Consider the following 13,013-nt stretch of genomic DNA (forward strand, 5'->3'; position numbering starts at 1 on the left):
AAAAAATAATATTATCCCTTTTCTTTTTTAGTAAGGTACATGATATAGCTAACAATTGAAATAGCGGTGAAATAAAATGCGGCCAGCAGGTGAATATTGATACCGGGTGTAGCAGCCCTGCCACCGGTTTGATTTTTTAAATAATTCAACAGGCAATAAGTGTAGGGAATTAAGTAACCAAACTTCCACGATAAGGCGCCTAATGCCGCTATCCATAAACCAAAGCCAATACCAACCGGTACCAGGAAGTTTTTGAAGCGTAAACTGATCAGGTATTGCAATGCAACAATGGGAAGGCAATCAATAAAATAATACGCATCTTCCTTTAATATTGCAGCAAATGGAATAGGAGCTTTGGGGTAAGGCACACCGCTAATTAATAAATAGGGAATAAGTGCAGAAAGATAAATACCGATATTGAACAAAATAAAAAACTGCAGCACCATTACAATGATCAATAATAATTTTGAAAAAAAGATAGTGCTGTAATTCAGCGGCAGCGTATGCAATTGTTTCCAGGTATTGTTTTTATATTCCAGCTGGGTAATTAAACTGGTAGCTAATACAACGCCGATGGGCAATAAAAAAATCGCCATCGATTCCCAGGAACTTTTCCAGAGCTGGTCCCAGAAATTATCTTTTGCATACAAAGCGGCTAATTGTTCATGATGTATCAACCTGGCAATGATGATGATCGCAGGTGTGAAAAAAGCGCCAACAATTACTAACCACGAAGACAGGCTGCGTTTCTTTTTCAGCCATTCGCTTTGAAAGCTATGTATAAATGAATTGGTCATTGTTATTTATTAATGAGATCCATAAAAATTGTTTCTAAATCATTTTTAATAATTCCTGCCTCATATACTTCCACGCTATTGTTTACTAATTGCTGAATAATTTTTGCAGTCATAGTTTTTGAAACAGCAGGAATGATCACTTTACCTTCTGTAATTTGAGGCACCAGGTTATTTTCCCTGATGACCTGTATGGTTTGCGTAATGTTATCAGTTTCAAAAACTATCGATACGTTTTCATGTTGTTTATTTTTTAATGCTTCCAGCGTTCCCTGGAACATCATGGTACCTTTATTGATCACACCAACATGCGATACCAGTTTTTCTATTTCGGCTAATAAGTGGCTCGATAGAATGATCGTAATACCATGTTGCTGGTTGAGTTGCAGCAGCAATGATCTTATTTCAATTATGCCATTGGGGTCTAACCCGTTGGTAGGTTCATCCAATACCAATAATGACGGGCTGTGCAGCAGCGCAAGAGCAATACCCAGCCGTTGTTTCATACCTAAAGAAAATTGCCCGGCTTTTTTATTGCCGGTACCTGCTAAACCTACTAAATGCAAAACTTCATTGATACGTTCTTTAGGGCATTGATAAATTTTTTGCAATACAGCAAGGTTTTCTGTTGCGGTAAGATGTCCGTAAAGCGAAGGGCTTTCAATTAAAGAACCGGTTTTCTTTAAAATAGCTACACGGTTTTTTTCAAGCGGCTTGTCAAAAATTACAATTTCGCCCTCTTGTTTTTTTAGCAGCCCGAGCAGCAATCTTAATGTGGTGGTTTTACCGGCACCATTGGGCCCAAGGAATCCGTAAATGGATCCCGTGGGCACCTGCAGGTTGATCTGTTGCAATACAGCAGCCTGCGCAGAAAAACTGTGACAGAGCTGTTGGGTTTGTACACAATACATGGTGTTTTATTTAATGGCTATACTATACAACAAAGAAAACCTGTTTGCATCCAATACAAAAACCTGTTCTGCAAAATGCCTTTATTGTCCTGCAACTGCCATTTGCAAGGAAAACCGTAATTTGCCATTCTATTTATGAACCATTGCTCCACCATAGTATTTTTAACTGCTCATTTTGCATGGATGTACCGTGGCCTTAACAGTATGCCCGATTATTAAGTAACGGTTATTGTTTGTTCTCCTTCCTTTTACATTTTAAATAAAAATATTTTGTATGAATAGTACATTACAAGTATCCGTTACATCCGAAGTGGGTACTTTAAAACGATTGTTAGTGCATAGTCCTGATAGCGGACTGGGAAAAGTAGTGCCGTCAAAAGCGCAGGACTGGTTATTTGAAGATATTGTTCATTTGGAAACCATCCGCAGAAATGAATACGATTATTACACTAAAATTTTATTGTATTTTCTTGATCCTGAAAAAATAAAAGGCAAGCTGGCGGGTATTGATGCACCGGAAAATAAAAGGGCATTTTATAAACCTGAACACGATAACTTTTATAAAAGTGATAAAGTAATTGAACTGCAATGGCTGCTGGCCGATATTTTAGAAGACGCCAGTATTAAAACAGAGTTGGTGGCTTCGGTTTGTGCTATTGAAGGCTGCACTTACGAAACGCACAAAGTATTGTGCAATTATTCTTCTAAAGAGTTATCTAAAACATTTGTATCGGGCACATCAAGCGAAAAAGAGTTATTGTTTGCACCCATACCCAATTTTATTTTTACAAGAGATATCGGCATTACCATCAACAATTATGTATTGCTGAATAAGCCGGCAAAAAAAGCCAGGACAAGAGAAGCGCTGCTTGCCAAATACATTTTCTTTAATCATCCATTATTTGCTGCCTATAAAAATAATATTATTGAACTGAGCGACAGCCAGCATAGTTTTTTATTGCCTAAAGAAGACGATGATAAAAAAGTGACCCTGGAAGGTGGCGATATTATGGTGGTGAGTGATAAACATTTATTGGTAGGTGTAAGTGAAAGAACCACTTTGGAAGCAGCGGTAAAAATTACCACTACCATGTTTGAAATGGGCATTGTAGAAAAAGTTACGATCGTAAAAATTCCAAAGAAAAGGGATTACATGCATATTGATACTGTGTTTACGCAGGTAAAAAGAGATGTATGGGTGATGCTGGGTAATTTCAGCCGCAAAGCTGTATTGCATGAAGATGCTAATGCTATTGAAAGATTGCTGGAAGTAAAGAAAGAAGAGAAAATAAAGATCATGCAGTTTCATAAAGCCAATCCTGAAACACCGGTGAATTTTGATAGCCTGGAAGATCTTTTAATTGATATCAGTAAAACTGACCTGCAATGTACAGGCGAAGTAAAAATTATTTTTAGTGGCAATAACGAATTTCCATACAGTGTAAGAGAACAATGGACGGATAGTTGCAATGTACTGGCATTAAAAGAAGGCGTGGTGCTGGGCTACGACCGCAATGATAAAACCACTGAAGCGTTTATAGCCAATGGGTTTAAAGTAGTACACGTAAAAGAATTGATCGCAGCATTAGAAGCCGGAACAGCGAACGTTGAAACTATAACTGATACGTTGATATTAATGCCATCTGCAGAACTATCCCGTGCAAGAGGTGGTTTTCATTGTATGAGTATGCCGTTGCTGAGAGAAGGGTTGTAAGACAAGCAAAAAGTTATAAGTACTAAGTTTTAAGTATCATTATGTTTTCTTTAAACGCATTTAACTCCTTCAGGGCGGCATTTAAAAAAGACATTTGCAAAAATAAAAATTGTTAAAAGTATTAAGGCGCTACTCACGCCTCACCACTCACTACTCACGATAATGAAACAAAACACTTCCCACCTCCTCATGATACGCCCCGTTAAGTTTGCTTACAATGCACAAACGGCGGTTAACAATAGTTTCCAGGTAGCATCAGCAGATAATGATGTACAGCAAAAAGCAGTAGAAGAGTTTGATGCTTTTGTACAGCAATTACAATCTAATGGTGTTGATGTAACTGTAGTACAAGACACAGCTGAGCCACACACACCGGATTCTGTTTTTCCTAATAACTGGATCTCTTTTCACGAAGGCGGTAGCATTTTTTTATATCCCATGTTTGCTGTAAACAGGCGGTTGGAAAGAAAGCAAGGTGTATTGGATGCTATCAATAAAAAATTTGTCATCAATAACACTACAGATTTTACAGCAGCGGAAAAGGATAATGTTTTTTTAGAAGGCACAGGAAGTATGGTATTGGACAGGGCAAAAAAAATTGCGTACGCCTGTATTTCTCCCAGAACAGATAAAAAATTATTGGAAGAGTTTTGTGCCAAAGCTGGCTATACTGCAGTAAGTTTTACTGCTAATGACGAAAATGGTGATGCTATTTACCACACCAATGTAATGATGTGTGTGACCGATCAGTTTGTGGTAATTTGTTTGGAAAGCATTACTGATGAACAGGAGAAAAGTAATGTGATAAAAGCAATTGAAAATAGTGGCAAAGAAATTATTGCTATATCTTTTACACAAATGAACCGCTTTGCAGGTAATATGCTGCAGGTGAAAAATGCTGCAGGTAAGCAATTTTTAGTAATGAGTAGCCAGGCTTTTGAAAGTTTAACACCTGAACAGGTTAAAAAAATTGAAACGTACAATAATATTATTCACAGCAGCATCAAGACTATCGAAACCAATGGTGGTGGTAGCGCCAGGTGTATGATGGCAGAAGTTTTTTTAGACTTAAAATAACATAAAAATTTTCAGCTCTTTATTTTTAACCTCTATAGTAATTTAAATAATGGCCAACGAACAATACCCCACCACTCTAAAGGTCATCCTTGCATTTGCTGCGATATATATGGTAAATATGCCACGCTATAAACAAAGCATGACATAGTCTACTTTTTTAAATAAGCTGCAATTTTTTTAAAAGGCTTCAGCAAACTATAGCCAAGACTCATAGTAATGCACATCGGGCAAATACCAAACCTGAAAAAAAATAAAACAATTTTTTTGTACCATGGTAAGTTCGCCGGAGTGATGGGGCAACTTACCCCATCACCTTCAAATTCTTTAATACCCCAGATGTTGATTGACTCTTTCATTTACATATTTTTAATTATCCAAAGAAATGATAGGTGCATATGGATAGCAGCACTACCGAAATAATAATAAGAATGATTGTTGTTCTCCTGCTCATGTTTAATTGTTTAAGAGTTGATCAATTACCTGTTTCATCTCTTCACTTGAAACAGCAATACTAATTTGCTTTAACTGCCGGTGTGTTTTTGAATTGATAAAAGTGACCAACCCCGATGGTATAGTGGATTGTATCTTGCCTTTAACTAAACCACAAGACTGCATTGCCTTACCCATACCTTTTCGCTTAACAGTATAAACAGCAGTATAAACGTTTGCATTTTGCAATACCAGTTTAGATGCCGCTGTTGTGGTGTCATTGGTAAGATCGTTGAATAAAATAGTTACACCCTTTGCTGTGTAGGGCATTATAACAGCAGCAAAACGTTCTGCGTTTGCCCTGCATACAGCACACCAGTTGGCCCTGTTTACCACGGCAATTAATGTAGTGTTTACTGTTGGTGATGTTAAATTGTGATTATCCTGTGCATTGACTGCAAAACCGGTTGCCATAATAAGAATGGCCAGCATTACTTTTTTCATTTGATTACTTTTTTATGATGTAGTAATTAATACCGGCACCATAAAAAAATCACCCGGAAGAATAAAAATAATTATTAAATGGCTTCTTCTTTAGCCTTTTGCTTTTTTACCTGTTGTATACATTTGTATTGCTGATTGGCAGCAGTATGTTTATTTTTCCAGCCCATTTTTTGCATAAGGCTGTTCATTGGTTCTTTATAAAAGAAAATAGCTTTTAAAATGCGCTGGCAATTAGCAGTGATTTTTGTTAACCACGATGTCATCTTTTCTTCTTTCGTGTGTTCTGGTATTAATTCTATTGAAAAACTTGTGTTTTCCTTTTGATACTTTTCAAAATCAGTAACCGGTATCAGTTTATTATCCCTTAATCTTTTGTGCCAGAGATTTTTTGCAATGGCAAATAAATAGGTTTTAAGCGAAGAGCTTAATACAAAATCTGTATGCCGCACCTTTTGGAGTAATACAATGATAGCCTCCTGGAAAATATCTTCAGCATCTTCTGTATTACCATAAGTAGTAGTAATGTAAGCAGCTATGGAAGGAAAATAGAATTGATACAATAGTTCAAAAGAAGCATTGTCCTCTTTTTTAAGTTGAGTAAGAAGTGTACTATCTGATATTTGTTGCATGAGTGTATAAAATTAGTCAATAGTCTATACCCAGATACCCGAATTATCACCCATTCTGTTAAAATTTATTTTACCTGCTTAAATTTCTGCGGCAGACGGGTAACAGGCTTGGCGCTAAGACAGTATCTTTACAACAAGTAATCAGCTATGCAGGCATACAAACCATTTATAAAAAAATTTTCCTGGGTATTGCTACTCATATTCCTGCTGGTGCTTACCAAAGTAATTTTATTTAAAGGCAGCCCACGGTATTACAAAAATTACTTCCGCACTACTTATCATAACTACACTGTTGCCGAAGGAAAGAGAAAAGCCAACTTTAAACCTTTTGCCACCATTAAATTATTTTACGAAAGCCGCAGGCTGAACATGGAATACAAAGTGAGTAACCTGCTGGGGAATATTTTACTTTTTATACCATTGGGTTTTTTACTACCCTTACTGGTAAAAAGATTCAGGAACGTGTTTGTTATTTTGCTGACCGGATTTTTACTCAGCCTTTTTTATGAGTGTACACAATTGGTAACGGGTATTGGCGTATTTGATGTGGATGATATGATACTGAATACCACGGGCACCCTCATCGGTATTATAATTTTTTATATTCTCAAAAGCTTATTTCCAAATAAGCCACAAGCAACAAACAATATTGCTGCTTCTGCTACACCCAACTAAAGCCTTCTTTACGTATAGGTAAATTGCGTGGACGTTCGCCGGCTGCTGCCAGTGCATTGCATAATGCAGGCGCTACCGTAGGCAAACCTACTTCACCAACACCGCCGGGTTCTTCTTTACTGTCGATAATATAAATTTCAACAGGCGGCATTTCCGCATAAGTTAATAATTCATAGCTAAAAAAACTATCTTCCACTACACGGCTATTGCTTACCGTTATTTCTCCTTTTAAAGTTTGTGTTAGTGCAAACGCAAGACCACCTTCCATCTGGTTAAGCAAACCATCAGGATTAATTACCAGCCCGCAATCAATAGCTGCAACCACTCTTGTTATTTTGAATTTTTTTGGTGCCAGTAATTCAATTTCTATAGCATGCGCTGCGTAAGATTTGGCAAAAATAAAAGAGTGTGTTGCAAGGCCAATAAAATGATTGGGCTTACGGGGCTGTTTCCACCCAATTTTATCTGCTACCATTTTTAATACACCCGCAATTCTTGCAGGCGATTGTATGGCTGCCCCGGGATCGTCACCGGTTTTAAAATCTGGCTTATTTTCCAGCATCGACAAACGAAATTCCAGCGGATCTTTATGCAGTTTTTGTGCGATCTCGTCAATAAAACTTTCTACAGGAAATGTGTTTACACATATATCCACCGACCGCAACCAGCCACGGTTAATATTAAAATCAACGGGAGTATAACCGGTAAGTACATTGGGTATAGCATAACAAAATCCTCTGTCAGCACCATCCATTTCTTCCGGGTGTTTGGTATCAGGCCCATCAGTCATATAACCTACAGGTGTTCCCAGCACATGGTGTTGCCATGCAGTGATTGTTCCTTTATCTGTATTTGCTTTAAGTAAATGATAATTGGCCGGCCGGTACGGTTGAAATTTAATATCGTCTGTTCTTTCCCACAATAATTTAACAGGCTTATCAATTTGCTGTGCAATTTTTACCGCCTCAATAGCAAAATCAAAATGCAGCCTGCGGCCAAAAGCGCCACCCATTGCAGTAAGGTTAACTTTTATATTCTCTTTTTTTATACCACAATCTTTGGCAATGGTATTCACCGTCCAGTCGGGTAATTGCAATCCTCCCCACAGTTCGCAGGCATCTCCGGTTACCGCCGCCACAAAATTCATAGGTTCCATAGTGCCATGCGCTAAAAATGGTTGAGCATAAGTGCCGGTAATTTCATTTTTGCCGGCAACACTGCCCACATCTCCTTTTTTAAATACTTCAATAGCAGGTTTTGTTTTGGCTCTTGCTTCAAAGGTCTTGAATAAGGCTTCGGTACCGTCATTATTCTTTTTGCCTTCATCCCAGGTAATATTTAATAATTTCCTGGCTTTAATAGCCGCCCATGTATTGGTAGCTATAACGGCAACGCCTGCATGTACATGCATTGGCGTACCGGTACCTTTGTAACTTACTACTTTTATTACACCGGGTATTCTTTTTGCAGCACTGTCGTCAAAACTTATCAAAGTGCCATCCATTGTGGGGCATCTTTCGGCAACGGCATACAACATGCCATCAACTTTTATATCCAGTCCGTATTTTGTTTTTCCGGTAAGGATATCATTTAGCCCGGTACGTTTTTCTCCTTTACCGATTAATTTAAAATCTTTCGGATTTTTTAGTGTTACTTCTTTGGGCACTGGCAATAAAGCTGCCTGGCAAACCAGGTCGCCATATTTAATGCGCTTATTATTTATTGTATTTACCACTTCACCTTTATCCGCTGCACATGAGGCTTCTTTAATATTCCACACTTGTGCTGCAGCGCTGATCAGCATTGCTTTTGCAATGGCACCTGCTTTACGCAAACTATCATACATCGTCATTACACTCTGGCTGCCACCGGTATCATGTTCACCTTCTTTTAATGTGCCATAAGGTGCGATCTCTGATTTTACATCTTTAAAATCAACATCTAATTCCTCTGCAACAATCATCGGAAAAGCGGTGTCCACACCTTGCCCCGATTCCTGCTTGCCAACAAACACAGTAACTTTTCCCTTCTTATCGATTTTTAAATACGCACTGGGTTGAAAAAATTCACAATCAGTTGGCGATAATGCTAAGGCCGGTAAACCCGGTAACATAAAACCAATAACCAAACTTCCCGAAGTAAGGGAACTTAGCTTTATAAAATTGCGGCGGTTGATAGTTTGTTTTTGCATACAGATCGTTAAGCAGTTTATTTATTGATGTCTTCAATGGCAATATGGATCGCTTCTTTAATGCGGTGATAAGTACCACAGCGGCAAAGGTTGCTGCTCATGGTTTCGGCAATAGTTTCATCCGATGGTTTTTTATTTTTTTCCAGCATGGCTGCAGCAGCCATCATTTGCCCGGGCTGGCAATAACCGCATTGTGGCACACCCGCTTTTTGCCAGGCTTTTTGCACTGGATGACTGCCATCTGCCGACAGGCCTTCAATAGTTATAATTTTTTTATTAACACAACTGCCTACGGGCCGCTGACAAGCATAAGCTGCATTGCCATCAATCATTACTGTACAGGCACCACAACTGGCCACGCCACAACCATATTTTGTACCGGTAAGATTGAGCAGGTCACGTAGCACCCAAAGCAATGGCATATCAGATTCTGCATCTACTGTGTAAGCAGCATTGTTAACAGTCAGTTTAAAAGCGGGCATAGCAATAATTTAAAATGAAGGAAAAATTTGCAGGTAGTAAATTACAAAATATAATCAGAAATAAACAGCTAATATTATTTAATCTGCCGCAGGCAGCAACTAAAAAATATAAACCTTCACATGCTTTTCTATTTGCCTTATATGCCTGTATGGTAACTAAAAAATTAAATATTGAATTTTCTCTTCCTGTTATATTACCTGAATTTACCAGACACGGTAAAACATACTTTATCGTTGATCCTTTTAAAAACCTCCCCGTTTATTTTACGCAGGCGGCGGAGTTTTCTTTTATCCAGCAGGTTGCCATTGTTATCAAAGTATTGTGGTTGCTGAAAATAACTGAGCACATAATATTTTTTATACGCCAGTGGCGAATGTAAAGCCACTGCTCTTATTGACATAAACACCAGGGTGTTCTTTTTTTCATCCACATAGTAATCGTAATTTTTTATCCAGGTGCAATGTATGGACTCCATCTGCTGAATAAGCTTAATTACTTTAGGTGCATTTAAATGATAAGCAGTTAAAGTGTCAACCAGTCGTGACTCACTGATATCAAATTCATAAATATAACTGAGTGTATCAGTGATTATTTCAAGCGATATAGTTTTAAAAGCTTTATCTGTAAAGCCAACTGTAAAGGGATGTTCAAGCGAAAGCGCTTTATAGGTTTCCTCAATTTTATCCAATACTTTTTCGTGCTGGTAATAATATTTGGTAGAAATGTTTTTTGGCGAACAGGAAAATATACAGCCTGCAACAATGATGAATAATATGGTAGGTATCATTTTAATCCGCATGCTGTTCTTTTTTTGTACAATAGGTGATACCGAAAATGATGCGCCTTAAAAATGCAGGCGATAACTGTAACAAAGTTCTACCTCCATAATCCCAATACACCAGGGTGATCAGGTCATCCTGCCGGCTTATTTTTTCCACCACAATAAAATGTGTGGGCAAAGCCACTTTAATTTTTACATGGTTCTTTTTATGTACTATCCGGTTATTGATAAATAAAACCACTTTACCTGTTTGCAGCCTGTCGCTGATAAACTCGTAGGGATCGGTAATATGCGGACGAATAAGATCGGAACCCGTTGCCTTTATTTTATACTGCAGCAGGCTACGTACCATACGGTTAAACTTGGCAAAATTTACCGAAGCCCAAAAACGGTCTTCATCACCCGGGTTGTAGTTACGGTTAAAAATATTCAGGTAGCCTTTATAATGATCTGCAAGGGATAAAAACCACATTTGCTCTGCCGGATGAATATCTAATATGCCTTTGTACCTTAACCTGCCGGCTTCTTTTTTTATAGCTTCCGAAGGAGTAAATACCACGTTAGCAAAACTGGCTTTGCCCTCCTTATACAACTCCAGTAACAGTTTGGCATACCCTAGAGGGTCATCCTGTAAAAACAAATAGGAGAGTGCGCCATAACCACAAAAATTAGTGCCGTTGCCTGGGTAAATACTGATGGGCTCGTGAATAGTGGTTTTTAAGTTCTGCAAAAATAATGCAGGTTTAATATTAGGCCAGTAGGCGCTGGGCTCAAGTTTATTAATGCCATCAATAAAAGCAATAGCTTGTTGCCGGGTAGAAGTAACTTCTTTTTCGGGTGTTGGTGTAAATATGGGAATAGCAAGACTTTTGCTGATAGTACCTAAAAAAATTACTGCAACTAAAAAAACTGCCCGGCTGCTTAATTTCAAATGCTTGTTATTTATTCAGTAAAGGTAGCTAATAATAAAATGGTGAATTGCGTTTTTGCGAAGCTGAATAATAGCAAAAAATTACCCCGTCAGCATATAGTTAATATGTTGATGGGGTGTTTATAGAAAAGTTAAACATCAATTAATTTATCATATCAGGCCCTGATCCCTACTTTAAAAGCCAGGCTCAGGTAGCTGAAAAATTTACCTGGCTGATCACTTGATGGTGATACCCATTCTTGTCCGCCTGTAAATTGAGGTTGCAAACTACAGCCTGCAGCTTCACCAATGCCAATATACATATCATTGCTTTGCAGGCGGAAACCATAAGTACTGCCTTTATGCATATGCAATCCATTTTGCGGAAAAGAGATCCATTTTCCTGAATCTGTTTTTTCAATATCTACAGTAGAGCTAAATAAGGCGGGGCCCCATTTTTTAGTTGCAGGGTCAAAAGGGTGTACGGTCATATTTGCATGGCCGGGCTTAATAACAAGCGTCGAAAAAATTTCTATCATGCCCAGGTCGCCTTCGGCGGGGCAGGTAAAAGTTTGACCGGTAACAATGTCTTCATTAGCTACACGGTGGCCCATCCAGGCAGTGGTATTATTGGTAACCTGTTCTACAACAACCTTTAAATGGGAGTTTTTCTGTTCTGTTTTCATATAGAATAATTTAAAAATGATAGCACCTGCCCGGGTACTGGCAGATGTGGGGGAATATACTTTACTAACTATATTCAGCACGTAATATTGTGCCGCAAAGCCACTGTTTTTACACTTTAACAATTGGTGTATTTTACGGCAATAATTTTATAGTAAAGAATTGTGACTCTGCTGGTTTAGTATGTTAAATTTGTAGGAATTCCACTCAAAAATTATGGCTGCATATAAAAAAATAAACCCCTTTAGTAAACAAAATAACGATACCGGCTTTGCTGGTAACAATAATGAAGTAGGTGGCCGTTTCATTAATAAGGATGGTAGCTACAACCTGGTAAAAGAAGGTATGTCTTTTCATAAGCGCTTCAGTATTTTTCATGATATGCTGAACCTGCCACAATGGAAATTCATCCTTATCATCTTTCTGTTCTTTATTGCCATCAACCTTATTTTTACCACCATCTATTTTATTATTGGTGCCCAACAACTGGAAGGGCTTACCGTGGGCAGCAATTGGAAAATATTCAGGGAGATGTTTTACTTCAGTACCCAAACTTTTACCACGGTAGGTTATGGACACGTAAATCCTGCAGGCGATGGTGCCAATATGGTGGCCGCTGCCGAAGCGCTTACGGGTTTTCTCTCATTGGCTATTGCCACCGGTTTAATTTATGGCCGATTTAGTAAGCCAAGAAGTTACCTGGAGTTTAGTGACCATGCATTGATAAGCCCATATAAAGAAGGCAAAGCGCTGATGTTTCGTTTTGCAGCTTTTAAAGACAAACATTCTTTAACCGAACTGGAGATAAGAGTGAATGTAGGTTTGCTGGTGGTGGAAAACGATAAACCGGATTATAAATACTTTAGTTTGAATTTAGAAAGAACCCGTGTGGAAACCATGCCCATGAGCTGGACGGTAGTGCACCCTATTGACGAGAATAGTCCTTTTCATGGGTTTACCGATGAAGATATGAAAACTGCTGATGTGGAATTATACGTTAACCTGCGTGGATTTGATGATGTGTTCAGCAATTTTGTACAACAGCGCACTTCTTATACTTTCAGTGAAATATTATTCAACCGCAAGTTTGTGCCCATGTACAGGGAAAGCGATGATGGCAAAACAACGATACTGGAACTGCATAAGCTGAATATACATAATGAGGTGTAAAGTTGGAATAGCTGTCTTTTAGTTGAGGTTTCTGTTAATAAATATCCAATGTTCAATACTC

General features: G+C 38.2%; 14 protein-coding genes. 4 read left to right on the plus strand and 10 right to left on the minus strand.

Going from position 1 to position 13,013, the window contains the following annotated elements:
• Positions 1 to 11 precede the first annotated feature (11 nt).
• Both ACQ334_RS21000 and ACQ334_RS21005 read right to left on the minus strand, forming a co-directional pair.
• Positions 12 to 797: an ABC transporter permease gene (locus ACQ334_RS21000; RefSeq protein WP_430990234.1), complete on the minus strand. Its 786-nt coding sequence runs from the start codon at positions 795 to 797 to the stop codon at positions 12 to 14.
• A 2-nt stretch (positions 798 to 799) separates the two neighbouring features.
• The gene (locus tag ACQ334_RS21005) at positions 800 to 1,705 is read right to left on the minus strand and encodes an ABC transporter ATP-binding protein (RefSeq protein ID WP_430990235.1); all 906 of its coding nucleotides are present in this window, start codon (positions 1,703 to 1,705) and stop codon (positions 800 to 802) included.
• Between the two features lie 274 nt (positions 1,706 to 1,979).
• Here ACQ334_RS21005 and ACQ334_RS21010 point away from each other — a divergent pair, with 274 nt between their 5' ends.
• Both ACQ334_RS21010 and ctlX read left to right on the plus strand, forming a co-directional pair.
• The gene (locus ACQ334_RS21010) at positions 1,980 to 3,419 is read left to right on the plus strand and encodes an arginine deiminase family protein (protein ID WP_430990236.1); all 1,440 of its coding nucleotides are present in this window, start codon (positions 1,980 to 1,982) and stop codon (positions 3,417 to 3,419) included.
• A gap of 189 nt (positions 3,420 to 3,608) precedes the next feature.
• Positions 3,609 to 4,496, plus strand: coding sequence for a citrulline utilization hydrolase CtlX (gene ctlX, locus ACQ334_RS21015; RefSeq protein WP_430990237.1), 888 nt, complete (start codon positions 3,609 to 3,611; stop codon positions 4,494 to 4,496).
• A gap of 149 nt (positions 4,497 to 4,645) precedes the next feature.
• Here ctlX and ACQ334_RS21020 read toward each other — a convergent pair whose 3' ends face one another.
• The 3 genes from ACQ334_RS21020 to ACQ334_RS21030 all read right to left on the minus strand — a co-directional run bounded on the left by ACQ334_RS21020 (position 4,646) and on the right by ACQ334_RS21030 (position 6,058).
• Complete coding sequence (locus ACQ334_RS21020; protein ID WP_430990238.1) at positions 4,646 to 4,852, minus strand: hypothetical protein; 207 nt, start codon at positions 4,850 to 4,852, stop codon at positions 4,646 to 4,648.
• A 97-nt stretch (positions 4,853 to 4,949) separates the two neighbouring features.
• Positions 4,950 to 5,429 (minus strand): hypothetical protein, encoded by a 480-nt coding sequence (locus ACQ334_RS21025; RefSeq protein ID WP_430990239.1) that lies wholly within the window; start codon positions 5,427 to 5,429, stop codon positions 4,950 to 4,952.
• 74 nt (positions 5,430 to 5,503) lie between these two features.
• Positions 5,504 to 6,058 carry an RNA polymerase sigma factor gene (locus tag ACQ334_RS21030; RefSeq protein WP_430990240.1) on the minus strand — a complete coding sequence of 185 codons (555 nt, stop codon included), beginning with the start codon at positions 6,056 to 6,058 and terminating at the stop codon, positions 5,504 to 5,506.
• 147 nt (positions 6,059 to 6,205) lie between these two features.
• Between ACQ334_RS21030 and ACQ334_RS21035 the strand changes: the two genes are divergently transcribed.
• Complete coding sequence (locus tag ACQ334_RS21035) at positions 6,206 to 6,733, plus strand: VanZ family protein (protein ID WP_430990241.1); 528 nt, start codon at positions 6,206 to 6,208, stop codon at positions 6,731 to 6,733.
• On the opposite strand, the gene ACQ334_RS21040 is transcribed toward ACQ334_RS21035, so the two are convergent.
• From ACQ334_RS21040 to ACQ334_RS21060, 5 genes are all read right to left on the minus strand, one after another.
• The gene (locus tag ACQ334_RS21040; protein WP_430990242.1) at positions 6,720 to 8,924 is read right to left on the minus strand and encodes a molybdopterin cofactor-binding domain-containing protein; all 2,205 of its coding nucleotides are present in this window, start codon (positions 8,922 to 8,924) and stop codon (positions 6,720 to 6,722) included. The genes ACQ334_RS21035 and ACQ334_RS21040 overlap by 14 nt on opposite strands.
• A gap of 17 nt (positions 8,925 to 8,941) precedes the next feature.
• The gene (locus ACQ334_RS21045) at positions 8,942 to 9,406 is read right to left on the minus strand and encodes a (2Fe-2S)-binding protein (RefSeq protein WP_430990243.1); all 465 of its coding nucleotides are present in this window, start codon (positions 9,404 to 9,406) and stop codon (positions 8,942 to 8,944) included.
• Positions 9,407 to 9,600: 194 nt separating this feature from the next.
• On the minus strand, positions 9,601 to 10,206 hold the full coding sequence (locus ACQ334_RS21050) for a hypothetical protein (protein ID WP_430990244.1): 606 nt from the start codon (positions 10,204 to 10,206) through the stop codon (positions 9,601 to 9,603).
• Entirely contained in the window at positions 10,196 to 11,119 is a 924-nt protein-coding gene (locus ACQ334_RS21055) for a hypothetical protein (protein WP_430990245.1), read from the minus strand. The genes ACQ334_RS21050 and ACQ334_RS21055 overlap by 11 nt, the downstream gene beginning before the upstream one ends.
• A gap of 155 nt (positions 11,120 to 11,274) precedes the next feature.
• Positions 11,275 to 11,784, minus strand: coding sequence for a hypothetical protein (locus ACQ334_RS21060; protein ID WP_430990246.1), 510 nt, complete (start codon positions 11,782 to 11,784; stop codon positions 11,275 to 11,277).
• A 214-nt stretch (positions 11,785 to 11,998) separates the two neighbouring features.
• On the opposite strand from ACQ334_RS21060, the gene ACQ334_RS21065 reads away from it, so the two are divergent.
• Positions 11,999 to 12,952 (plus strand): ion channel, encoded by a 954-nt coding sequence (locus tag ACQ334_RS21065; protein ID WP_430990247.1) that lies wholly within the window; start codon positions 11,999 to 12,001, stop codon positions 12,950 to 12,952.
• The last annotated feature ends 61 nt before the right edge of the window (positions 12,953 to 13,013 follow it).

The sequence above is a fragment of the Ferruginibacter sp. SUN106 genome (assembly GCF_050611765.1).
GTDB lineage: Bacteria > Bacteroidota > Bacteroidia > Chitinophagales > Chitinophagaceae > Ferruginibacter.